This window comes from Streptomyces sp. NPDC002276 (assembly GCF_053891435.1).
Genome location: NZ_JBSFCQ010000001.1, coordinates 54,834 through 76,397 on the forward strand (window position 1 = coordinate 54,834; position 21,564 = coordinate 76,397).

General features: G+C 72.3%; 22 protein-coding genes. 9 read left to right on the forward strand and 13 right to left on the reverse strand.

Annotated features, from left to right (window positions below; genetic code table 11):
- Positions 1–9 precede the first annotated feature (9 nt).
- Both ACWIHT_RS00245 and ACWIHT_RS00250 read left to right on the forward strand, forming a co-directional pair.
- Positions 10–1,014, forward strand: coding sequence for an ADP-ribosylglycohydrolase family protein (locus ACWIHT_RS00245; protein ID WP_456162757.1), 1,005 nt, complete (start codon positions 10–12; stop codon positions 1,012–1,014).
- A gap of 82 nt (positions 1,015–1,096) precedes the next feature.
- The gene (locus tag ACWIHT_RS00250; protein WP_456162759.1) at positions 1,097–2,011 is read left to right on the forward strand and encodes a PfkB family carbohydrate kinase; all 915 of its coding nucleotides are present in this window, start codon (positions 1,097–1,099) and stop codon (positions 2,009–2,011) included.
- A gap of 13 nt (positions 2,012–2,024) precedes the next feature.
- On the opposite strand, the gene ACWIHT_RS00255 is transcribed toward ACWIHT_RS00250, so the two are convergent.
- The 10 genes from ACWIHT_RS00255 to ACWIHT_RS00300 form a co-directional block, all read right to left on the reverse strand.
- On the reverse strand, positions 2,025–3,446 hold the full coding sequence (locus ACWIHT_RS00255) for a family 2B encapsulin nanocompartment shell protein (protein WP_456162761.1): 1,422 nt from the start codon (positions 3,444–3,446) through the stop codon (positions 2,025–2,027).
- Between the two features lie 194 nt (positions 3,447–3,640).
- Complete coding sequence (locus ACWIHT_RS00260) at positions 3,641–5,023, reverse strand: FAD-binding oxidoreductase (RefSeq protein ID WP_456162763.1); 1,383 nt, start codon at positions 5,021–5,023, stop codon at positions 3,641–3,643.
- A gap of 28 nt (positions 5,024–5,051) precedes the next feature.
- Complete coding sequence (locus tag ACWIHT_RS00265; RefSeq protein WP_456162765.1) at positions 5,052–6,158, reverse strand: acyl-CoA dehydrogenase family protein; 1,107 nt, start codon at positions 6,156–6,158, stop codon at positions 5,052–5,054.
- A complete protein-coding gene (locus ACWIHT_RS00270) occupies positions 6,155–7,165 on the reverse strand; it encodes an ABC transporter substrate-binding protein (protein ID WP_456162767.1) in 1,011 nt (336 codons plus the stop codon). The genes ACWIHT_RS00265 and ACWIHT_RS00270 overlap by 4 nt, the downstream gene beginning before the upstream one ends.
- Before the next feature lie 43 nt (positions 7,166–7,208).
- Positions 7,209–8,309, reverse strand: a complete 1,101-nt coding sequence (locus tag ACWIHT_RS00275) for an LLM class flavin-dependent oxidoreductase (protein WP_456162769.1) — start codon at positions 8,307–8,309, stop codon at positions 7,209–7,211.
- Positions 8,310–8,332: 23 nt separating this feature from the next.
- Positions 8,333–9,301: an ABC transporter substrate-binding protein gene (locus tag ACWIHT_RS00280; RefSeq protein ID WP_456162771.1), complete on the reverse strand. Its 969-nt coding sequence runs from the start codon at positions 9,299–9,301 to the stop codon at positions 8,333–8,335.
- On the reverse strand, positions 9,298–10,014 hold the full coding sequence (locus tag ACWIHT_RS00285) for an ABC transporter ATP-binding protein (protein WP_456162773.1): 717 nt from the start codon (positions 10,012–10,014) through the stop codon (positions 9,298–9,300). Before ACWIHT_RS00285 ends, ACWIHT_RS00280 begins: the two co-directional genes overlap by 4 nt.
- Positions 10,015–10,016: 2 nt before the next feature.
- Positions 10,017–10,892: an ABC transporter permease gene (locus ACWIHT_RS00290; RefSeq protein ID WP_456162775.1), complete on the reverse strand. Its 876-nt coding sequence runs from the start codon at positions 10,890–10,892 to the stop codon at positions 10,017–10,019.
- Positions 10,889–11,734 (reverse strand): sulfurtransferase, encoded by an 846-nt coding sequence (locus ACWIHT_RS00295; protein WP_456162777.1) that lies wholly within the window; start codon positions 11,732–11,734, stop codon positions 10,889–10,891. The genes ACWIHT_RS00290 and ACWIHT_RS00295 overlap by 4 nt, the downstream gene beginning before the upstream one ends.
- Positions 11,731–12,441 (reverse strand): alpha/beta hydrolase, encoded by a 711-nt coding sequence (locus ACWIHT_RS00300; RefSeq protein WP_456162779.1) that lies wholly within the window; start codon positions 12,439–12,441, stop codon positions 11,731–11,733. The genes ACWIHT_RS00295 and ACWIHT_RS00300 overlap by 4 nt, the downstream gene beginning before the upstream one ends.
- A gap of 358 nt (positions 12,442–12,799) precedes the next feature.
- On the opposite strand from ACWIHT_RS00300, the gene ACWIHT_RS00305 reads away from it, so the two are divergent.
- Both ACWIHT_RS00305 and pqqB read left to right on the forward strand, forming a co-directional pair.
- The gene (locus ACWIHT_RS00305; RefSeq protein ID WP_200713807.1) at positions 12,800–13,648 is read left to right on the forward strand and encodes a LysR family transcriptional regulator; all 849 of its coding nucleotides are present in this window, start codon (positions 12,800–12,802) and stop codon (positions 13,646–13,648) included.
- Positions 13,649–13,841: 193 nt separating this feature from the next.
- Positions 13,842–14,696: a pyrroloquinoline quinone biosynthesis protein PqqB gene (pqqB, locus tag ACWIHT_RS00310; RefSeq protein ID WP_456162782.1), complete on the forward strand. Its 855-nt coding sequence runs from the start codon at positions 13,842–13,844 to the stop codon at positions 14,694–14,696.
- A 12-nt stretch (positions 14,697–14,708) separates the two neighbouring features.
- Here the strand turns inward: pqqB and ACWIHT_RS00315 are convergent, their stop codons facing one another.
- Both ACWIHT_RS00315 and ACWIHT_RS00320 read right to left on the reverse strand, forming a co-directional pair.
- Positions 14,709–15,110: a MarR family winged helix-turn-helix transcriptional regulator gene (locus ACWIHT_RS00315; protein WP_456162784.1), complete on the reverse strand. Its 402-nt coding sequence runs from the start codon at positions 15,108–15,110 to the stop codon at positions 14,709–14,711.
- A 97-nt stretch (positions 15,111–15,207) separates the two neighbouring features.
- On the reverse strand, positions 15,208–15,558 hold the full coding sequence (locus ACWIHT_RS00320; protein WP_019075909.1) for a VOC family protein: 351 nt from the start codon (positions 15,556–15,558) through the stop codon (positions 15,208–15,210).
- Between the two features lie 222 nt (positions 15,559–15,780).
- Here ACWIHT_RS00320 and ACWIHT_RS00325 point away from each other — a divergent pair, with 222 nt between their 5' ends.
- Genes ACWIHT_RS00325 through ACWIHT_RS00345 form a run of 5 tightly spaced genes read left to right on the forward strand, consistent with a single transcriptional unit; the run spans position 15,781 to position 20,633 of the window.
- On the forward strand, positions 15,781–17,073 hold the full coding sequence (locus ACWIHT_RS00325) for an NAD(P)/FAD-dependent oxidoreductase (RefSeq protein ID WP_456162786.1): 1,293 nt from the start codon (positions 15,781–15,783) through the stop codon (positions 17,071–17,073).
- Positions 17,070–17,801 (forward strand): DUF1365 domain-containing protein, encoded by a 732-nt coding sequence (locus tag ACWIHT_RS00330; protein WP_456162788.1) that lies wholly within the window; start codon positions 17,070–17,072, stop codon positions 17,799–17,801. Before ACWIHT_RS00325 ends, ACWIHT_RS00330 begins: the two co-directional genes overlap by 4 nt.
- Positions 17,798–19,066 carry a class I SAM-dependent methyltransferase gene (locus ACWIHT_RS00335; RefSeq protein ID WP_456162790.1) on the forward strand — a complete coding sequence of 423 codons (1,269 nt, stop codon included), beginning with the start codon at positions 17,798–17,800 and terminating at the stop codon, positions 19,064–19,066. The genes ACWIHT_RS00330 and ACWIHT_RS00335 overlap by 4 nt, the downstream gene beginning before the upstream one ends.
- Positions 19,063–19,890: a DUF1295 domain-containing protein gene (locus tag ACWIHT_RS00340; RefSeq protein WP_456162792.1), complete on the forward strand. Its 828-nt coding sequence runs from the start codon at positions 19,063–19,065 to the stop codon at positions 19,888–19,890. The genes ACWIHT_RS00335 and ACWIHT_RS00340 overlap by 4 nt, the downstream gene beginning before the upstream one ends.
- Positions 19,881–20,633 (forward strand): alpha/beta hydrolase, encoded by a 753-nt coding sequence (locus tag ACWIHT_RS00345; RefSeq protein WP_456162794.1) that lies wholly within the window; start codon positions 19,881–19,883, stop codon positions 20,631–20,633. Before ACWIHT_RS00340 ends, ACWIHT_RS00345 begins: the two co-directional genes overlap by 10 nt.
- Here ACWIHT_RS00345 and ACWIHT_RS00350 read toward each other — a convergent pair.
- Entirely contained in the window at positions 20,603–21,502 is a 900-nt protein-coding gene (locus ACWIHT_RS00350) for a YihY/virulence factor BrkB family protein (RefSeq protein WP_456164531.1), read from the reverse strand. The two genes, ACWIHT_RS00345 and ACWIHT_RS00350, sit on opposite strands and share 31 nt — an antisense overlap.
- Between the last annotated feature and the right edge of the window lie 62 nt (positions 21,503–21,564).

The window sequence follows — 21,564 nt, forward strand, 5'->3', positions numbered from 1 at the left end:
AAAGTACCCATGACCCTCCAGAGCCGCGCCACCGGAGCCCTCCACGGACTCGCCCTCGGCGACGCCCTCGGCATGCCCACCCAAATGCTGTCCCGCCCACAGATCACCGCCCGCTACGGCCCCTTCCTCACCGGCTTCCACCCGGCCGACCCCGACCATCCGCTGGCCGCCGGAATGCCGGCCGGAGCCGTCACCGACGACACCGAACAGGCCCTGCTGCTGGCCGAGTTGCTGCTCGACGGCAAGGGGCGCGTGGACCCGGCGGAACTCGCCCGGCGCCTGGTCGCCTGGGAGGACGACATGCGGGCCCGCGGCTCCCTGGACCTCCTCGGCCCGTCCACCAAGCGCGCCGTCGAGCAGGTCCTCGCGGGCACCCCCGTCGACGAGGTGGGACGCTACGGCACCACCAACGGCGCGGCGATGCGCATCGCCCCCGTCGGCATCGCGACGCCGATCACGGACCCGGCCGTGCTGGTGGACCGGGTGGTGGAGGCGAGCAACCTCACCCACAACACCGGGGTCGCGCTCGCCGGTGCCGCGGCCGTGGCCGCCGCCGTGAGCGCGGGAGTTGACGGGGCGTCGGTTCCCGAGGCGGTCGAAGTGGCCGTATCGGCGGCCCGGTTGGCGGCGGGACGCGGCCACTGGGTGGCCGCCGCCGATGTCGCCGAGCGGATCGTGTGGGCGACCGGGCTGGTACGGGGTCTCACCCGGGCCCAAGTCTGCGAGCGGGTCTACGAGTTGGTCGGGACAAGTCTGGCCACGCAGGAGTCCGTACCCGCAGCCTTCGCCGTCCTGGCCGCCTGCCCCGACGACCCCTGGCAGGCCGCGCTGCTCGCGGCATCCGTCGGCGGCGACTGCGACACGATCGCGGCGATCGCGGGAGCCGTCGGCGGCGCCTGCCACGGAGTGGACGCCTTCCCGGCCGACGCGCGGGAGACGCTCGTCCGCGTCAACCCAGCGCTCGACCTGGATGCCACGGCGTCGGCACTGCTGGGGCTGCGGGAGGGGGCGTGAGCGGGCGGGCGCCGCGCCTCGGCAACGACGTCGGCGACCTGGACGCCATGGTCGCGACCCTGCCCGGCCCACGGGAGCGGACATGACCGCACGGCTCTGGCACCTCGGCAACGTCGTCGTCGACCTCGTCCTGGAGGTCCCCGCCCTTCCGGAGCGCGGTGGCGACGTCCTCGCCACCCGCACCGAGCGCACCCCCGGCGGCGGCTTCAACGTGATGGCCGCCGCCGCCCGCCAGGGCCTCCCCGTGACCTACGCCGGAGCCCACGGCACCGGAGCCTTCGGCGACCGGGCCCGCGCCGCGCTGCGCGCCGAGGGCATCGACGTCCTCCTCGCCCCACACCCGGAAGCGGACACGGGCTTCGTGGTCTGCCTGGTCGACGCGGACGGCGAGCGCACCTTCGTCACCAGCCCCGGCGCCGAGGCCACCCTCGTTGCTGCCGACCTCGTCGAACTCCGGCCCGGTGCGGGTGACTTGGTGTACGTCACCGGATACAGCCTGCTGTACGACAGCAATCGGGCGGCCCTGCTCGACCTCCTGCCCCGACTGGATCCGGCCGTCACGCTGGTCGCCGACCCGGGCCCGTTGGCGGCGGAAATCCCGCGCGACGCCCTGGAGTCGCTGCTCGCCCGCGCCGACTGGTGGAGCTGCAACGCCCGCGAGGCCGCGCTGCTCACCGGCGTCGATGACGTGGCCGAAGCCGCCCGCATCCTCCAATCCCGGCTGGGGCGCGGCTCGGTGCTCGTCCGTACCGGCCCCGACGGTTGTGTCGTGCGCCACGGCGGACGTCTCGTCCCCGTCCCGGGGTTCGCCGTGGACGCCGTCGACCTCAATGGCGCGGGTGACGCGCACACCGGTGTCTTCATGGCCGCCCTGGCCCGGGGGCTCGACCCGGTGGCCGCCGCCCGCCGGGCCAACGCGGGTGCCGCTCTCGCGGTCACCGCGCCGGGCCCGGCGACCGCGCCGGACGCGGCACGACTGGACGCCTTCCTGAACTAGCCGTCCGTAAAGGTCAGTTGCCGTCCCGGCGGGAGACCTCGACGTTCTCCAGGATGCCGATCGCGTCCGGCACCAGGACCGCCGCCGAGAAGTAGGTGCTCACCAGGTAGGAGATGATCGCCTGCTCGTTGATGCCCATGAACCGTACGTTGAGGCCCGGTTCGAGCTCGTCCGGGATGCCCGTCTGGTAGAGGCCGATCACGCCCTGGTCGTCCTCACCCGTGCGCATCGCGATGATCGATGACGTACGGGACGCGCTGACCGGGATCTTGCCGCACGGCAGCAGCGGTACTCCGCGCCAGGCCGGCAGATGGTGGCCGCCGACGTCGATACCGCTGAAGTAGACGCCCCGCTTGTTGCACTCCCGGCCGAACGCGGCGATCGCCCGTGGATGCGCGAACAGGAACCGGGTGTCGCGCCGCATGCTCAGCAGCTCGTCCAGGTCGTCGGGGGTCGGCGGCCCGGAGTGGGTGGAGATCCGCTGATCGTAGTCGGCGTTGTGCAGCAGCCCGAAGTCCCGGTTGTTGACCAGCTCGTTCTCCTGCCGCTCGCGCAACGCCTCGACGGTCAACCGGAGTTGCTGCTGGGTCTGGTTCATCGGCTGGTTGTAGAGGTCGGTGACGCGGGAGTGCACCTTCAACACGGTCTGGGCGACGCTGAGTTCGTACTCGCGCGGCGCGAGGTCGTAGTCCACGAACGTGCCCGGCAGGTCCGGCTCGCCCACATGCCCGGCGCTGAGCGCGATCGCCGCCTCGCCGAAGGTGTTGAGCGGACCGGGCTCGTCCCCGGCGCGCGCCTCGACATGCGCGCGCAGCTCCGCGTGCCGGTCCGCGACCGCCTGGTACGCCGCGTGCGGCAGCGCCAGTACCGTGGTGGCGGTCGCCGCGCGGGCCGTGAACTCCCAGGAGCCGTCGGGTTCGGCGAGCACCTGGCCGCCGAAGGTGTCACCGTCGGCCAGCAGCCCGACGACCGCCTCGTCGCCGTAGGGACCCTCCCCGAGCTGCTCCACCTTGCCGTGCGCGACCAGGTACACCGAGTCGGCGGGCTGGCCCGCCTGGACGATCAACTGCCCCGGTGCGTAGTCCCGTTGCTCGAACCGCTCGGCCAGAGCGCCGAGCGCGTCGTCGTCCGCGAAGCCGCGCAGCAGCGGCAGTTCGCTCAACTCGGCCGGGACGACCCGCACTTGCGCACCGGTCTGCACGAACGTCACCCGTCCGTCGCCGCGTGTGTACGACAGCCGGCGGTTGACGCGATAGGTGCCGCCGGGCACGTTCACCCAGGGCAGCATCCGGGTCAGCCACCGGGAACTGATCCCCTGCATCTGGGGTTCGGACTTGGTCGTGGTCGCCAGAGTGCGTGCCGCGGCGGTTCCGAGGCTCTGCTGTTCCCGCTCCTCGGCGCCCGCCTCGGGCGCGGTACCGGTCTCGACCGACATGGTGCCTTCTCTCCTGTCGCACGGCTGACGGAATGCCTGCGTCCCGTCACGTTCCGTGCGTACAGCTACCCGTCATCGGTCACGACGAGTGATGATCCGGGACGGCGGTCGAGGCACATGCCGATCGCACGTGCCTCCGCACGACCCCCGGTTGACCCGGCATCACCCTTTCGGGGTATCCGATCCGAGATGGCTCAGAGCGTCTTGCCGGGATTGAGGATCCCGTGCGGATCGAAGGCGTCCTTGAGCCGCCGCTGCAACGCGTGGGCGGTGGGCCCGAGTTCGTCCGCCACCCACTGCCGCTTCAGCACGCCCACACCGTGCTCACCGGTCAGCGTCCCGCCGAGCCGCAGCGCCAGCGCGAAGATCTCGCCCGCCGCCTCCCAGGCCGCGTCCGGCAGCCGGTCCAGGGCGGGATCGACCACGATGATCGGATGCAGGTTGCCGTCCGCCGCGTGCGCGAGCGTGTAGACGGGCACGGCATGACGGGCCGAGATCGCGCGGATCTCGCTGACCGCCTCCGCGAGCCGGGAGCGGGGCACGGCGATGTCCTCGATCAGCGGCCGGCCCAGCCGCTCCAGCGCGGGCAGGGCGAGCCGGCGGGCCGCGAGCAGCGCCTCCGCCTCCACCGGATCCGCCGTCGTCTCCACGGTCGTGGCCGTCACCGCGAGCACCCGCGCGACCTGTTCCGCCTCGGCGCCCGCCCCGGCCCCGTCGCACTGCACCAGCAGCAGTGCCGCACCCCGCGCGCCCAGCGCCGGGTCGACGGCGTGCAGCACCGGCCCGTCGAGCAGCTCCGCGAGCGCCGGTACGACCCCGGCCCGCCCGATCGCGTACGACGCCTCGGCCGCCGCCTCGAACGAGTCGAAGTACGCGGCGACCGTGGCCGTCGCCACCGGAACCGGGCGCAGCCGCAGGGTCGCCGACGTGATGACGGCCAGAGTGCCCTCGGAGCCGGTCAGCAGCGCGGTGAGGTCGTAGCCGGTGACCCCTTTGACGGTACGGCGGCCGGTCGTGACCACCGTCCCGTCGGCGAGGACGGCCTCCAGACCGAGCACGCTGTCCCGCGTCACCCCGTACTTCGCGCACCGCAGCCCGCCGGCGTTGGTCGCGATGTTCCCGCCGATCGTCGAGATCGCCGCACTCGCCGGATCGGGCGCGTACCGCAGTCCGTGCTCGGCCGCCGCCCGGTCCAACTCGGCGGTGATCACGCCCGGTTCGACCACGGCGAGCTGGTCGTCGGCCGAGAGTTCCAGGATGCGGTTCATCCCGGACAGGTCGAGGACGAGCACGCCCTCACCGGCCGACGCCCCGCCCGACAGGCCGGTGCCCGCGCCGCGCGGCACCACCGGCACCCGCAGCGCGTTGGCGTGCCGGAGCGTGACGGTCACGTCCTCGGTGCGCCGGGCGTGCACCACGGCCAGCGGGACACCGTCCGGCCGGGTACCGGAACGGTCCGTGGTGTGCGCGGCCAACGTGCGGGGATCCGTGGCCAGTTGGTCGGGTGGCAGATCCCGGGCGAGCAGACCGAGGAGCCGGGCGGCGGCGGTGGGGGTGGTCGGGGGAGCTGTGGTCACGGGTTCCGTACCTTCACTGTGCGTGCCTTCACGGATTCAGCGCCTTCGTTCCGATCGCGAGCAGGGAGATGTCCTCCTGAGGCGCGTGCACGGGCGCGCACTGGATGTCCCGGAAGTGCCGCTCCAGCGGATTGCCGCGCGCGAGACCGGGATTCCCGAGCAGCCGTACCGCCAGCTCCACGGCCCGTACGCCGTGCCGGTCGGCCAACACCCTTGCCCCCAGAGCCTGTTCGGGGGCGTACGAGGTGTCGCCGGCGTCGACGCGCGCCGCTCCGCCGAACACCAGCTCCTCGGCGGCGGTCAGCAGCACCTCGATCTCCCCGGCGGTCCTGCGGAACCGTTCCGTACGGGCCACCGGATGGCCGAGGTTGGCGGGGACGCGCTCGTGGGCGAACGTGTGGAAGAAGGACTGCGCGGCCCGCGCGACCCCCAAGTAGAGGGCCGCGAGCGGGAGATGGAGGGCCGCGCCCGCCCGGTTGTCCTGCTCGGCCGCCGCACCGTACGGGCCGATGCCGATGACGTGCTCGTAGGGGATCTCCACGTCCCGGAACGTCACGTCGTGGCTGCCGCTGGCCCGCAGCCCCAACTGGTCCCAGCGACCCGTGATGTCGATGCCGGGGGAGCCGCCGGGGACCAGGAAGGTGCCGACGCGCGGCTCCGGTTCGTCGGTGGTGGCCCACACCAGGAACCAGTCCAGGCCCTCCGCTCCGGTCACGAAGCGCTTGGTACCGCTCAGCGACCAGCCGTCCGGGGTGCGCCGGGCGAGCGTCGAGGGGAGTCCGCCCCGCGCGGGGGAGCCCAACTCGGGCTCCACGCGCGCGTGGTTGACGAGTACCGGCCGTTCGAAGGACTCCTTGACGAGCCGCGCGTACAACTCCTCGGGCCAGTGCGGCTGTACGGCCTGCCGGGCGTGCGTGTTGAGGGTCATCGCCGCGATCAGGGCGACGGACGGGTCGCCCTGCCCGATCCGGTGCAGGATGCGCGCGCTCTCTTCCACGCGGGCGCCCCGACCGCCGTACTGCTTCCCGATGGTCGCGGTGAGGAGTCCGGCCTCGTGGGCGATCCGGAGGGATTCGGCGGGGAAGGCGCCCGACTGGTCGTAGCCTGCGGCCAGTTCGGCGATGCGGGCGGTCACAGGGCCTTCTCCAGGTCGGAGTTGAGTGCGGTGGTCCAGAAGGACTTCACGTCCAAGTGCTCCTTCAGCGCGCCGAGTTCGGTGAAGGCGTCGGCCACCTTCTGCTGCGAGGCGATCGTGTCGTCGCCGACCGTCCTGGCCTGGGTCGGGCGCTGCTTCTGCGCGGCGACCAGGTCCGACTTGGCCTGCGCCACGGGCTGGTGGGTGGCGTCGGCGGTGACCTTCGCGAAGCCATCCACGTGGCCGTCACGGACGTAGGCGTACGCCTTGGTGATCCGGGCGATCAGATCCGCCGCGGCGGCCTTCTGGGCGGGGCTCTTCAGGACGCTGTCACGGGCGGACCAGAGGAAGTTGCCGGACAGGATGTCCGCGCCGGAGCCGACCGTGCGGGCGCCCTGCTGGTGGGCCGTGATGATCGACGTGCCGTAGGAGGCGAAGGCGTCGATGGAGCCGCCGTTCAGGGCCGCGAGGCCGTCGTTGGGCAGCAGCGGCTTGGCGTCGATGTCCGACCACGTGAGGCCGGCCTGCTTCAGCAGTTCGTAGAGGAAGTAGTGGGCGGTGGTGTTCTGGACGTAGCCGACCTTCTTGCCCTTCAGACCGGCGATGTCCGTCACCTTCGAGCCCTTGGGGACGACGACTTCCTGGTTGAGGGTGGTGCCGCGCTGGACGGCGACGACCTTGAAGTCGGGCTTGCCGTCGGCGGCCGAGAAGATGGGTGGGATCTCGCTGGAGGAGGCGAGGTCCAGGGCTCCGGCGCGGACGGCCTGGAGCTGCTTGTCGCCGCCCGGGAAGAGGTTCCACTTCACCTTGTACGGGGTGTCGTCGAGGTGGGCGTACTTGAGGACGGCCTCGTCGACCTTCCAGCCGGTGTCACCGACCCGCAGGGTCACGGAGGAGACGTCGGAGGAAGTGGAGTCGGCCGTCGCGCTGCCTCCGCAGGCCGCGGCGAAGGGCAGGAGGAGGGCGAGGGCGGCGGTGGACGCGCGCAGGGTGTGACGCAACAACACGGGGTCTCCATAAGGGGGTTCGCAATCAGAGGGGGACGGACGGTCAGGCGGCGTGCGAGGTGGTCGCCCGGTGGGCGAGTTCCTGGCGGACCAGGGGCAGGACGTGACGGGCGTAGTCGATCGCGTCGTTGAGCGGGTCGTAGCCGCGGATCGAGAGCAGGTCGCAGCCGATGTCGACGTAGTCGAGGAGTGCCTGGGCGACCGTCTCGGGCGTGCCCACAAGGGCAGTTGAGGCACCGGCCGCGTTGGTGGCGACGGCGGGCGCGGTCCACAGGCAGCGGTCCTGGACTTCGCCGCGCTCAGCGATGTCGAGGAGACGCTGCGAGCCGACGTTCGCCGGGCGGCCGGTCGTGCGGTAGTGGCGGAGCAACTCGGTGTTCTTCGCCTGGTCCTTGAGGACACCGAGGGTGCGGTGGGCCTTCTCCCAGGCCAGTTCCTCGGTGGGCGCGATGATCGGCCGGAACGACACCCAGATACGGGGATGCGGGCGCCCGGCGGCATCCGCGACCGCGTTGACGGCGGCGATCTGCTCGGCCGTCTCCTTCAACGGCTCGCCCCACAGCCCGAAGATGTCGCCCTGCTGGCCCCCCACCCGGTACGCGTCCTGCGAGGAACCGCCGACCGAGATCGGGACCAGGCCGTTCACCGGCTTCACGTCCGAGTAGTAGCCCTCGAACCTGAAGTACTTGCCCTCGTGCGAGACGGGTCCCTCGGCCTGCCACACCTTCCGCAGGATCTGGATGTACTCGTCCGAACGCTCGTACCGCTCCTCCTTGTTGAGGTAGTCGCCCTCCCGGCGCTGCTCCTCGTCGCTGCCCCCGGAGATGATGTGCAGGGTGAGCCGGCCGTCGCTGATCTGGTCCAGGGTGGCCAGGGCGCGGGCCGCGTGGGTCGGGAAGATCACGCCGGGGCGGTGGGCGAGGATCGGGCGGATCCGCTCGGTGTGGGTGGCGACGAACTGGGCGATCTGGAAGGCGTCCGGCGAGGCCGAGTGGTAGGCGACCAGGGTGTGGTCGAAACCGCCGTCGTCCAGCGCGCGGGCGTACTTGCGGAGGTGGTCGGTGTCGAGACCGGTACGGCTCGACGCGGCGGGACCCGAGGCCCCGGAGTCGGTGTGGACGGCGCTGATGAACTCGACAGGCATGAGCAACTCCTAGGACGTGAAGGTCACTTGATCAGGGAGGCGTCGGTGGACTTGGCCACGTCCACGTTCGGGTCGAGGACGCCGATGCTGTTCATGAGGTCGGCGACCTGCTGGACGGTGGCGTTGACGTCCGAAGTGATCGGCAGCACCTGGCTGTAGGCGGCCGAGGCGAGGGCCTTCGCCACCGAGGCATCGGCGCCGTTGCGCTGCTCGATGGCCTTCGCGTACGCGTCCTGGTGGGTGCTGGTCCACTTCAGTGCCGTACTCAGGCGGTTGAGGAAGTCGCTCAGGGCGGTCTTCTTCGCCGAGTTGGCGAGGGCCTTCTCGGAGGCGTTGACGAAGCCGATGCCGCTGACCCGGCCGTCCCCGCCGTCGACGAGGAGCCTGCCGCCCTGCTCCAGACCGACGGCCTGGTAGACGCCGAAGGTCGCCCAGATCTTGATCTTCCCGGAGGCGAACGCGGCCTGCGCGTCGGTCGGCAGCAGGTACTGCACCTTGACGTCCTTGTAGCTGAGCCCGTTCTGCTTGAGGACGTTGGCCAGCAGATACTCCGAGACGCTGCCCTTCGCCGAGGACACCACGACCTTCTGGCCCTTGAGGTCCTTCACGCTGTCGATCCCGGAGTCCTTGCGGACGACGATCCCGACGTGCGTGCCGTCGTTCTTGAGGGCGGCCACGTTCTTGATCTTGACACCGCCGCTCAGCGCCTGGAGCGCGGGCAGGTCGGCGGAGAACCCGGTGTCGGCCGCGTCGGCCTGCACGGCCTGATAGAGCGGGGCCGCGCCCTGGAACTCGGCCCACTTCACCTTGTACTTGGCGCCCTTGAGCGCGTCCGAGGCGGCGATGATCGTCTGGAGGGTCTTGGCCTGGTCGCCGATGGTGAGGGTGACCTGTCCGCCGGAGGCGGTGTCCGCCGAGGAGTTGCCGCCGCAGGCGCTCAGCGCCAGCAGGGCGGTCAGGCTCAGGGAGGCGGCGGCGATTCTGCGGATCACGAGGGGGTTCCTTCCAGGGTGCGGGTCACGCCGAGCCAGTTCAGGAGGCGGGCGCGCAGGGTCACGAACTCGGGGGCGGTCAGATCACGGGGGCGGGGCAGGTCGACGGTCAACTCGTGGGCGATACGCCCCTCGTCCATCACCAGCACGCGGTCGGCGAGCAGCAGCGCCTCCTCCACGTCATGGGTAACCAGGAGGATCGCGCACCCGTGCAGCCGCCACAGCTCGGCGACGAGCGCCTGCACCTTGCCCCGGGTCAGCGCGTCCAGCGCGCCGAACGGCTCGTCCAGGAGCAGGAGTTCGGGCTCCCGGACCAGGGCACGGGCCAGCGAGACGCGCTGGGCCTGACCGCCGGACAGTGTCTTCGGCCAGACGGTCGCGCGCTCCGCGATGCCGACCTCGTCCAGCGCCTTGAGCGCGAGCGCCCGGTCCGGGCGGCCCGGCAGGCCGAGCACGACGTTGCGCCACACCTTCAACCAGGGCAGCAGACGCGGCGATTGGAAGGCCGCGCTGCGCCGCGCGGGCACGGTCACCTCGCCGCCGATCTCGTCGTCGAGCCCCGCGAGGATCCGCAGCAGCGTCGACTTGCCGCAGCCGCTGTGCCCGAGCAGGGCCACGAACTCGCCCTCACGGATGTCCAGATCCAGCGCGTGCAGCACGGTGTTGCCGTCGAAGGCCCGCGAAAGGCCCCGTATCTCCACGGAGTTGGCCATGACTACGCCTCGCCCTCGAAGTTGGCCCGCCAGGTCAGCAGGCGGCGCGACAGGATCCGTACGGCGAAGTCGCAGGCCAGCCCGAGCAGCGCGTACACGACGAGGCAGAGCACGATGACGTCGGTGCGGAAGTACTGCTGAGCGTTGCTCATCAGATAGCCGAGCCCCGCGTCCGCGTTGATCTGCTCGGCGAAGACCAGCGCCAGCCAGGCGGTCGACAGCGCGTACCGGAGTCCCACGAGTGCCCCGGGCAGCGCGCTCGGCAGGATGACGTACTTGATCAGACCGAACCGGCCGAGCCCCATCATCCGCGCGGCCTCGACGAGTTGGGCGTCGGTGGAGCGGATGCCGCCGTAGATGTTGAAGTACAGCGGGTAGGTCACACCGAGGGCGACCAGGGCGATCTTCGGGGTTTCCTCGATGCCGAACCAGACGATGAACAGCGGGATCAGACCCACCCAGGGGATGGCCCGGAACATGCCCATCGAGGAGTCGATGACGTCCTCGCCGAGCCGGAACAGCCCGGCGACCAGCGACAGGACGAGCGCGACGCTCGCGCCGATGAGGAATCCGATGGCGGCACGGCGGCCCGACGCGGCGATGGCGCGCGGGAGTTCACCGTCCTTCGTCAGGTCGACGGCCTGTCGGATGACGTCGACGGGGGAGGCCAGCACGGACTCGGGGAGCACTCCGGTGGCGGAGGTGATGAACCAGAGCAGTACGAGGCCGACCGGTCCTGCGGCCCGCCGCACGGAGCGCGGGACGGTGAAGCGGCGGGCGGTCTTCGCCCGGCCCCGGATGGTGACGCGGGCGGACTGCTCGGGAGCGCGTTCCGTCCGGTGCGGCAGCAGCGCCGCGTCCAGTGGTTTCGTCGTCATGGCTTGCCTCCCGTCGCCGCCGGGCGGGCGGGATCGGCGGACCAGGCGGACCAGGAACCGGGAAAGAGCGTGGCCTCGAACCCGGCGATCTCCAGCGCCGCGATCTGATGGGCGGCCGTGACCCCGGACCCGCAGTACACGCCGATGCGTGACGCGGCCCCGGCACCCCGCTCCTCGAACCGCTTGCGCAGTTCCTCGGGCGAGCGGAAGGTCCCGTCCGACGTCAGGTTCTCCCCGGTCGGCGCGGACACCGCCCCCGGGACGTGCCCCGCGCGCGGGTCCACCGGCTCGACCTCGCCCCGGTACCGCTCACCGGCGCGGGCGTCCAACAGCAGCCCGGACACGGCGAGTTCGGCGGCACCGTCCGCGTCGGTGATCGGCAGCGCACCCGCACGGAGGACGACGTCACCCGGTGCCGGATCGGCGGGGATCCCGGACTCCAGCGGCAGCCCGGCCGTGCGCCAGGCGCCCAACGCCCCGTCCAGCAGCGTCACTTCGTCGACACCGGCGTAGCGCAGGAGCCACCAGGCGCGGGCCGCCGCCGTGTTGCCGAGGTCGTCGTAGACCACGACGGGCCGCCCGCTCCCGATGCCCCAGCGGCGCGCCGATTCCTGGAGTTCCGCGAGGTCGGGCAGTGGATGCCGGCCGCCCTCCGGGCTTGCCGGTGCGGCCAGCTCGGTGTCCAGGTCGACGTAGACCGCGCCGGGGACGTGTCCGTCGGCGTAGTGGTCGCGGCCGTGGGGATCGCCGAGGGCCCAGCGGACGTCGAGGAGTACCGGCGGCCGCTCGGAGCGGAGGAGTTCGGCCAGCTCGGGGACCGTGGTCGTGACGCGGCGGCTCATGTCAACTCCTCGGCGATGGCGGGGAGTTCGGGGGAGAGGCGGAGCCGTTCGAGGAAGAGGACGACCGTGGCGGCGACGGTGCGGTGCAGGGCGTCGTTGAGGACGTCGTGCCGGCCGTCCACGAAGGTCACGGTGCGCACGTTCGAATGACCGTCGTAGACGTTCAGTGCCCGGTCGAGCGGGCTGATCGTGTCGTCCTTGCCGTGCAGGGCCAGCACCGGGACGCGTACCAGGTCCAGGCGCGGTTCCGGCAGTTCGGGAGTGTTGTCGATGGCACCCCGGCGGAACTCGGAGTCGTTGGTGAGGCGCCCCTGATGGGTCGGGCAGGCGGTGCGTGCCGCGGCCTCCTCCTCCCAACTCCCCGCGGTCCAGGCGCCGGTGGGCAGTCCGGCCAGGATCAGCGCGTCGATGCCCGCGGTCCCCTCGGCGGCGAGCTGTAGGGCGTAACGGGCGCCCGTGTCGGAGCCGACCAGCACCTTCGGGCCCGGCAGCGACTCGTCGGCGAGCAGCTTGGCGGCCTGCTCCAGTACGGCGGGGTCGGCGGCCGGGTCGCCGAGGGCGCGGACGCGGTAGGCGTCGTAGCCGAGCCGGCGGCCGAACCGTTCGTAGACACCGCCGTGTTCGCCCCGCCCGGCCAACACGATCAACGTGCCGCGCGCGGCGAGGCCTTCGGGTTCGTCCCAGGACGAGACGGAGTGAGAGGGCATGGGGTGACAACTCCCAACGAAGGGAAAACGAGGGAAAACTGGGGAAGAGGAGTGAAGAAGAGGGGGTACGCGGGGAAGAGCGCAGGCCGCGGCCGCCGTCACGTGTCAGTGCGCGGGGCGGACGTGAGCGGCGGGAACGCGGGGTGGGTGCCGGAGGACGGCGTCAGGTCAACGACAGCGCGCGCTGCACGCCACGCCGAAGTCAATGACTCGGCGCTGCGTCAGAAAGGCAGCGAAAGCGGTCGTGTGCAGCATGCGCTCATCATGACCGGCCCCGACCGATCGCGTCCAACGATGATTCCGCATCGAAATCGATCAGTTATCGCGATCGATGTCCGGAACGGCTACCGTCACCGGCATGCCCCAACCTGTCCTCGACATCGTGGCCCTGCGCAGCCTGACCGCGATAGCCGACTGCGGCGGCTTCCATCGCGCGGCCCGGGCCCTCGCCCTGAGCCAGTCCGCGGTCAGCCAGCATGTGCGCAGGCTGGAGAAGACGCTCGGGCTGCCGATCGTCGAGCGGGAAGGGCGTGGCACCCGGTTCACCCCCGAGGGGCGACTGCTCCTCGAACAGGCCCGGCGGATCCTCGCCGTGCACGACGAGGCCGTGCGCACCCTGCTCGACGTGGACGGCGACACCATCACCATCGGCTCCACCGAACACGCGGCCGATCAGTTTCTGCCACGGCTGACCGCGGCCGTCCAGGAGGTGCGGCCGGGCTGCCGGGTCCGCTTCCGCATCGACCGCTCGGCCCGCCTCGTCGAGGCCGTGGAACGCGGCAGCGTCGATGTCGCGGTGTACGTCACCGAGGCCGCCGCGACCGAGGGCACACCGGTCGGCGGCCTCCCGCTGACCTGGCACGCCACACCCGGCTGGCGGCCACCGGCCGCGCCCGCGCCGGTCCCGCTGGTCGCCATCGAGGACCCGTGCGCGATCCGCCGCCGCGCCATCTCGACCCTCGCCGCGCACGGCGTGCCCGCCGCGGTCGTCGGCGACGCCGGCTATCTCGCGGGCGTCCTCGACATCGCCCGCACTGGACAGGGCGTCGCCCTGCTCGCCGCCGTCGGCACCGCCCCGGACGGCCTGACCCCGTACGACGGACTGCCCTCGGTCACCCCGATCCCCATGAGCGCGCTGGCCCGCCCGGGCACCGACCCGGCGACGGTCGACGCGGCCTTCGCCGCCGTACGGGATCTGCTGCGCTGAGACGGCCGGGAGACGCGGACGGAGATCGGCCGGAACTGTCCCCTGCGGTGGGATAGTCCGGCCCGTTTCGGAGGAAAGATCCCCCGGGGAGATTCCGTGAGTCGGTACCGAAGTCGAAGTCGAGTCGAAGTCGATGTAGGTGCCGGTTCCGGTTCCGGTTCCGGTTCCGATTCCGCAAGGGGGCGCGATCGTCGTGAGGGTCGTCCTGCTCGGTACCGCCGCCGGGGGCGGTTTCCCGCAGTGGAACTGCGCCTGCGCGCTGTGCGCCGCCGCCCGCGACGGGAAACTGCCCCCGCGCACCCAGGACTGCGTGGCCGTCACCGGCAACGCGCGCGACTGGTGGCTGCTCAACGCCTCACCCGACGTCCGCACCCAACTCGCCGCCACCTCCGCGCTCTGGCCGGGCCCCGGCCCGCGCGACACCCCCGTGCGCGGCGTGCTCCTCACCGACGCCGAGCCCCACCATGTGGCGGGTCTGACCGAGCTGCGCGGGGCGACCGGCCTCAAGGTCTACGCCCCGCGGCCCGTCCTCGCCGCGCTCACCCCGGCCCGGACCGTCCTGGACCGCTACGCCCCGTGGGAGTGGGCCGACAGCCTCGCCGAGGACGGGTTCGTGCTCGCCGGAGGGCTGGTCGTCACGGCCCATCCGGTGGGTGACAGGCCACCCGAGTACGTGCCGCCGTCCCGCCGCCCGGTCGACCGCTGGGCGGTCGCGTACCGCGTCGAGGATCTGGCGACCGGCGGGGCACTCGTCTACGCACCGCGCGTCGCCGCCTGGACGGCCGCGCTCGACGACCTGCTGGAGACGGCGGACTGCGCGGTGCTGGACGGCACCTTCTTCGATGCCGACGAGGTGGGCACGGGACAGCTGTCCGTCACCGGTCCCGGCGGCAGCCTCACCGCCCTGGCCCGTCACCCCGGGGTCCGCCGGATCTACACCCACCTCGGCAACACGAACCCGCTGCTCGACCCCGGCTCGACGGCCCGGGCGCAGGTGAGCGCAGCGGGGGGCGAAGTGCTCATGGACGGAGCCGAGTTCGTGGTGTGAGGCGGGCGGCGCCTATTCCTGCGTGTCGTCCAACATCCGTGCCAGTACGTCCCGTTGGAGCGGCAGCACCCGCGCGTGCAGATCGCGGCCCTTGCGGGTCAGCGCGACCCACACCCCGCGTCGGTCCTCGACGCACACGGAGCGTTCCACGAGGCCGTCCTTCTCCAGCCGGCCGATGAGCCGGGAGAGCGCGCTCTGGCTGAGATGGACCCGTCCGACCAGGTTCTGCACCCGGCACTGGTCGCCGTCCCGGGGCGCCTCGGACGCGAGCATGTCCAGCACCTCGAAGTCGCTCGCGCCCAGCCCGTGCGGGTGCAGCACGCGGTCGATCTCGCACATCGTGCGGGCGTGCACGGACAGGATGTCCCGCCACTGGTCCTCTAGCTGCCGGGCACCGGCCGACTTCACTGCCATACCTGCACGGTAACACCGATCCGGCCAATCGTTGAGTCTGCAACTAGTGCGCGTGCAAGTAGCGCGCGCGGGTCGCCGGGCCGGTACGGCAACGGGGTCAGGCGGCCGGATTCTGGGTCAGCCCGACGAAGTTCCCGTCCGCGTCCTTCACGAAGGCGATCAGCTTGCCGCCGCCGACGTCCTGGACGTCCTGGACCAGCTCGGCCCCCGCCTCCACCAGCGCCGCCACCCGTGTCCGGATGTCGTCCACGGTCCAGTACGGCACCGGTCCGGTCATGCCCCGGGAGTGCCCGTTCGGGTCGAGACCGACGTCCTGCCCGGCGGCCTTGTAGCCGACGTAGTACGGCTCGTCCGCGTACGGCTCGACCCCCAGCAGGGCGCCGAACAGGGCCTTCGCGCGGTCCAGGTCCTTGACGGGGTAGATGATCGTGTTCAGACCGTCGGTCATGGCTAGCTCCTCCGTGCAGCGTGGTCCGGCGGATTTCGCCGGTGGATTCAGGCTAGGCCGGGGGAGCGGGCGGCGGCTTCTCCAATCCTGACCGGCTGCCGCGCGGGGCGGGTCCGGCGCCTGCTGCCCCGCCGGTCGGTGATTCCGGCCAATCCGCCGCCCGACCTGTTCCGGATTACGCGCGGACCCCCGATCCCGAGGGGGCGCGACGGGAGGCAGGCGATGGAGCGGACGGCTGGGGCTTCGGGGCGGCGGACGGCCGTGGTGGGCTCCGGGGTGGCGGGACTGACCGCCGCGTACATCCTGGGCGGTGGCGGTCACGTCACCCTCTACGAGGCCGACGACCGGCTCGGCGGACACGCGCACACCCACGAACTGACCTCGCCGCACGACGGGCGGGTGCACCGCGTCGACTCCGGGTTCATCGTGCACAACCGGCGCACCTACCCGCGGCTGCTGCGGCTCTTCGACGAACTCGGCGTCGTCACACAGGAGTCGGAGATGAGCATGTCGGTGCGGTGCGAGGGCTGCGGTCTGGAGTATGCCGGTGCGCGCGGCCCGACCGGACTGTTCGCGCGGCCCCGCAACCTGCTGCGCGGCCCCTATCTGCGGCTGCTGGCCGAGGTGCCCGCCTTCCACCGGGCCGCCCGGAGACTGCTCGCCGAGGGCGGTGAACAGGGGCTCACCCTGGGCGAGTTCATGGACCGCGAGGGCTACCCTGCCTATTTCCGGAGCCACTTCATGACACCGGTGGTGTCGGCCGTGTGGTCCTGCGACGCCGTCACCGCCCAACGCTACCCGGCGGCCTACCTGTTCAGGTTCCTGGAGCACCACGGGATGCTGTCGGTGCGCGACTCACCGGTGTGGCGGACGGTCACCGGCGGCTCGCGCGCCTACGTCGACCGGATCGCCAAACACCTACGCGAGACCGGCGAGATCCGCACCGGCACCCCCGTCCGTGCCGTGCGCCGCCACGCGGACGGCGCCGACATCACCGCCGAGGACGGCACCACGGAGTCGTACGACGCCGTGGTCGTCGCCGTCCACCCGGACCAGGCGCTACGACTGCTCGCCGACCCGACCGCGCGGGAGCGCGAGGTGCTGGGCGCGTTCCGCTACTCCCGCAACACCACGCTCCTGCACACCGACACCCGGCTGCTGCCCCGCGCGTCCGGCGCGCGCGCCTCCTGGAACTACCTGATGCCGTCGTGCACGGCCGACTCCGGTCAGGTGCAGGTGAGTTACGACATGAACCGGCTGCAACGCCTCGACGCCGCCGAGACGTTCGTGGTCACCCTGGGCGGGGAGGACCGCGTCGATCCCGGCCGGGTGCTGGCCCGCATGGTCTACGAACACCCCGTCTACACCCCCGAGTCGGTGGCCGCGCAGCAGCGCCTGCCCGAACTGGCCCGTGACGTCTGCGTGTTCGCGGGCGCCTACCACGGCTGGGGATTCCACGAGGACGGCTGCCGGTCAGGCGTCGAGGCCGCCGCGGCGCTGGGGGTGCGCTGGTGAACACCGAACCCGCCCTCTACGCCTGCACGATCGGCCATGTGCGGACCAAGCCCCGGCGGTACACGCTGCGCCACCGCACCTACATGTGGCTCGTGGACCCCGACCACCCACCCCAACTGCCCTACCTGTTGCGCCCGTTGGCCCGCTTCGACCCGCGCGACCACTTCACCGGCGACCGGCCCTCGATCCGGGCCGGCCTCGACGATTTCCTCGCCGGGCACGGCGTCCACCTCGACGGCGGCCGGGTGCTGATGCTCACCCACGCGCGGGTACTCGGGTACGTCTTCAACCCGCTGACCCTGTACTGGTGTCACGGCCCGGACGGCCGACCACGCTGTGTGGTGGCGGAAGTTCACAACACCTACGGCGGACGCCACTGCTATCTGCTGCACCCGGACGCGTCCGGCACCGCCCGCGCCGAGAAGACGTTCTACGTCTCCCCGTTCTTCCCCGTCGACGGCGGCTACCGCATGCGGGTGCCGCGGCCCGGGGCCCGTCTCGACCTGACCGTGCACCTGGACCGCGAGGGCGGCCGTGCCTTCACCGCGACCGTCCGCGGCACCCGGCGCACCGTGAGCACCACGGCCCTGCTGCGGCTGGCGCTGCGCCACCCCTGGTCGACCCTCGCCGTGTCGGCCGCGATCCGCGTCCACGGCATCCGCCTCCGCCTGCGGGGACTGCCCGTCCAGCCCCGCCCCGACCACCGCACCACGGAGAAAGCCACATGAGGACAGCAGAACCCCGATACGGCACTGACCGGCAGGCCACCCGCTGGCCGGACGTCGTCGCCGTACCGTCCGCCTCCCGCCCCCGTATCGCCGTCACCGCGGCCCTTGTCCAACGGGCCCTCGGGCGGCTGCCGTTGCGGGCCCGGTTCGCCGGTTCCGGGGACATCGGGCTGGGCGGACCGCTGATCGAGGTGCGTGACCCCGCCGCCTTCCACGCCCGGATCGGGACCGGTGGCCTGGTCGGCTTCGGCGAGTCCTACATGGCCGGCGAGTGGGACGCCCCCGACCTGGTGGCCACGCTCACCGTGCTCGCCGGAAACGCGGCCGAACTGATCCCGGCCCCGCTGCAACGGCTGCGCGCCCTGTGGGCGCCACGCCATCCGCACGCCGAGCGCAACACCCCCGACGGCTCGCGCGCCAACATCAGCCGCCACTACGACCTCTCCAACGACCTGTTCGCCCTCTTCCTCGACGACACCCTCAGCTACTCCTCCGCGCTCTTCCGGGGCTTCCCCGCGCACCGGGACCTGCTCGCCGCCGCCCAGCACCGCAAGATCGACCGGCTGCTCGACCTGGCCCACGTCGGCGAGGGCACCCGGTTGCTGGAGATCGGCACAGGCTGGGGCGAACTCGCCCTGCGCGCCGCCGCCCGAGGTGCCCGGGTCACCTCGCTCACCCTCTCCGCGGAGCAACGGGAGTTGGCGCTGGAGCGGGTGCGCGCGGCGGGGCTCGAAGACCGTGTCTCCGTCGAACTGTGCGACTACCGCGAGGCCCGGGGGACGTACGACGCGGTCGTCAGCGTGGAGATGATCGAGGCGGTCGGCGCCGAGTTCTGGCCGGTGTACTTCCGTGCGCTGGACCAACTGCTGGCCCCGGGCGGCCGGTTGGCGCTCCAGGCCATCACCATGCCGCACGACCGGATGCTCGCCAGCCGGGACACCTTCACCTGGATCCACAAGTACGTCTTCCCCGGCGGCCTGATCCCGTCCACCCGAGCGATCGAGGAGACCGCCCGCGACCACACGGGACTGCGACTCGCCCGCCGCGACGCCTTCGGCGCCCACTACGCGGAGACCCTGCGCCTGTGGCGCGAGCGGTTCACCGAGCGCGCCGACGAGGTCGAGGCACTCGGTTTCGACGCCGTCTTCCGCCGCCTCTGGACCTTCTATCTCGCCTACTCCGAGGCCGGGTTCAGGTCCGGCTACCTCGACGTGCAGCAATACCTCTTCACAAAGGGAAACCCCACCGGACGGACCCGGCCGTGAGCGCGTTCCCCTGGAGCGCCTTCGCGCTCAACCTCGCGTGGGCCGCCGCCGCGGCCCTCGCGGTCATGCTCGTCACCTTCGCGATCGCGGTCTGCACGGGCGTCCACCGGATCGTGGACGTCGCCTGGGGCATCGCGTTCACGGCGGTCGCCGTCGTGACGCTCGCGGCCTCCGCCGGGCACGGCGATGTCGTACGACGACTGCTGGTGACCGTACTGACGGCGGTCTGGGGGCTGCGGCTCGCCGCGCACATCGCCCGCCGGAGCCGGGGACACGGCGAGGACCCGCGCTACGAGGCGCTGCTCGCCAAGGCACCGGGCGGCCGGAACGCGTACGCGTTCCGCGTCGTCTACCTGCTCCAGGGCGCGCTCGTCTGGCTGGTGTCGCTGCCCGTGCAGGCCGCGCAGTACGTGCCCGGCCCGCCGGCGGCCCCCGCCCTGGCGGCCGGTACGGCGCTGTGGGCGGTCGGGGTCGGCTTCGAGGCGGTGGGGGACGCCCAGTTGGCCCGGTTCCGGGCCGATCCCGCCAACCGGGGTCGCGTCATGGACCGGGGTCTGTGGGCGTGGACCCGGCACCCCAACTACTTCGGCGACTTCTGCGTGTGGTGGGGCCTGTTCCTGCTCGGCTGCGACTCCCCGGTGGCGGCGGCCGTGTCCCTGATCTCGCCGCTGGTGATGAGCGCGCTGCTGATCCGGGGCAGCGGGAAGCGGCTGCTGGAGCGGCACATGGCCGACCGGCCCGGGTACGCCGAGTACACGGCCCGTACGAGCGGCTTCTTCCCCCGCCCGCCCCGGAGGCAGGCCGGGAGAGGATCATGTCCGTGACCCGCGCGACGCGGGACGCAGAGGCCGGAACGCGGGACAGGGGGCACACCGTCGTGCAGCAGGACGAGACCGAACTTCCGCCGCCCGCGCTGGTGATCCGGCACCGTCCGGTCCGGCCACGGGCGGCTGTCCTCGTCCTGCACGGCGGCCAGGAGACGAGCCACCGTCCCGCCAGGCCCTGGCAGCTCGCCGCGCTGCGGATGGGACCGTTCGCACGGGCGGTGTCCGGTGACGACGTCCTCGTCGCCCGGGCCCGCTACCGCGTGCGCGGCTGGAACGGCGAGAGCGCCGACCCCGTGCGCGACACCCACCGCGCGCTGGACGAACTCGCCGAACTGGTGGGCCCCGTACCGACCGTGCTGCTCGGCCACTCCATGGGCGGCCGGGCCGCCCTGCGCGCCGCCGGTCACCCACAGGTGCGCGGTGTGGTCGCGCTCGCGCCATGGTGGCCGCCGGGTGAGCCGGTGGAGCAGACGGCCGGCCGACACATCCTCTGCCTGCACGGCGACCAGGACCGCGTCACCTCACCCACCGAGTCGGCGGACTGCGTGCGCCGGGCGCGGGCCACGGCGACCCGTGCCGGAATGGCCCTCATCGGCGGCGGCGACCACGCCTTGCTCCGCCGCCACCGCCTCTGGCACGACACCGCGGCGGCCCTCGTCGCCCACCTCCTCGACCCCACCGGCACACCGGAGCCACTGCCCGAGGAGTCCTACGGCACGGCCGGCTTCCCCGTCCTGTGACCGGATGACCGGGAGACCGGCCCTGCCAGTTCGGCGGCGAACTGCGCCCCCGTGAGCAGCGCCAGGTTCGACAGCCACAGCCAGACCAGGAAGACGACGATGCCGGAGAGCGAGCCGTAGAGCCTGCTGTAGGCGCCGAGCGTCGACGCGTACGACGAGAAGCCCGCCGAGACGGCCAGCCACAGCGCGGCGGCCAGGGCGCCGCCGGGCAGGGTGTGCCCGCGTCGGCGGGCGGAGGCGGGGCCGGTGTGGAAGACGACCACGACCAGCAGGGCGACCAGGCACAGCAGCACAGGCCAGCGCAGCAGACTCCACGCGAAGGCGGCGGTGCTGCCCATGCCGAAGGTCCGGCCGACGACCTCCGCGAGCGGTCCGGTCAGCAGCAGGGCGAGCGAGCCGATCAGGAGCAGACCGAGCAGCAGGAGCGCGGTGAGCACGATGCGGTGCGCCTTGCGCCAGGTCGAACGGCGGTCCTCGGTGCGGTGCATCCGGTGCAGGGCGCGGCGGAACACGGCGAGATAGCTGGAGGCCGACCACAGCGCGCTGCCCGCACCGGTCACGACCAGCGGCCAGGCCGTGCCGTCCGCCTCCAGCGCGTGGGAGAGGACGGTGTGCAGATCGGCGCCCGAGTTCGCCGGGGCGTAGGCGGCGACATGGCTGATGAACTCCTCCGCCGTGTCCGGGCTGATCATCCCGAAGCCCAGGACCGTCGCCAGCATCGCGGGCAGCACGGCCAGGATCGAGTAGTACGTCAGCGCCGCCGCGTAGTCCGTGATGTCGTCGTTCCACAGCGAGACCGGCGTCCGCCGCAGCGCGGGCCACCAGCCGGCCGGCGGCCGGAACCCGACGACCCGGCGGGCCCGGCCCATGTACGGCTCCGCCGCCAACGCCTCGGTCGGCGCGCGGTCGGCGGGGGTGGGCAGGGCGAGGC

Bases quoted from the DNA above. Each gene is read 5' to 3' on its own strand.
- ACWIHT_RS00245 (WP_456162757.1), top strand. From the start codon at position 10: ATGACCCTCCAGAGCCGCGCCACCGGAGCCCTCCACGGACTCGCCCTC.
- ACWIHT_RS00250 (WP_456162759.1), top strand. From the start codon at position 1,097: ATGACCGCACGGCTCTGGCACCTCGGCAACGTCGTCGTCGACCTCGTC.
- ACWIHT_RS00255 (WP_456162761.1), bottom strand. From the start codon at position 3,446: ATGTCGGTCGAGACCGGTACCGCGCCCGAGGCGGGCGCCGAGGAGCGG.
- ACWIHT_RS00275 (WP_456162769.1), bottom strand. From the start codon at position 8,309: ATGCCTGTCGAGTTCATCAGCGCCGTCCACACCGACTCCGGGGCCTCG.
- ACWIHT_RS00285 (WP_456162773.1), bottom strand. From the start codon at position 10,014: ATGGCCAACTCCGTGGAGATACGGGGCCTTTCGCGGGCCTTCGACGGC.
- ACWIHT_RS00290 (WP_456162775.1), bottom strand. From the start codon at position 10,892: ATGACGACGAAACCACTGGACGCGGCGCTGCTGCCGCACCGGACGGAA.
- ACWIHT_RS00295 (WP_456162777.1), bottom strand. From the start codon at position 11,734: ATGAGCCGCCGCGTCACGACCACGGTCCCCGAGCTGGCCGAACTCCTC.
- ACWIHT_RS00300 (WP_456162779.1), bottom strand. From the start codon at position 12,441: ATGCCCTCTCACTCCGTCTCGTCCTGGGACGAACCCGAAGGCCTCGCC.
- ACWIHT_RS00305 (WP_200713807.1), top strand. From the start codon at position 12,800: ATGCCCCAACCTGTCCTCGACATCGTGGCCCTGCGCAGCCTGACCGCG.
- ACWIHT_RS00315 (WP_456162784.1), bottom strand. From the start codon at position 15,110: ATGGCAGTGAAGTCGGCCGGTGCCCGGCAGCTAGAGGACCAGTGGCGG.
- ACWIHT_RS00320 (WP_019075909.1), bottom strand. From the start codon at position 15,558: ATGACCGACGGTCTGAACACGATCATCTACCCCGTCAAGGACCTGGAC.
- ACWIHT_RS00325 (WP_456162786.1), top strand. From the start codon at position 15,781: ATGGAGCGGACGGCTGGGGCTTCGGGGCGGCGGACGGCCGTGGTGGGC.
- ACWIHT_RS00335 (WP_456162790.1), top strand. From the start codon at position 17,798: ATGAGGACAGCAGAACCCCGATACGGCACTGACCGGCAGGCCACCCGC.
- ACWIHT_RS00345 (WP_456162794.1), top strand. From the start codon at position 19,881: ATGTCCGTGACCCGCGCGACGCGGGACGCAGAGGCCGGAACGCGGGAC.
- ACWIHT_RS00350 (WP_456164531.1), bottom strand. From the start codon at position 21,502: ATGGGCCGGGCCCGCCGGGTCGTCGGGTTCCGGCCGCCGGCCGGCTGG.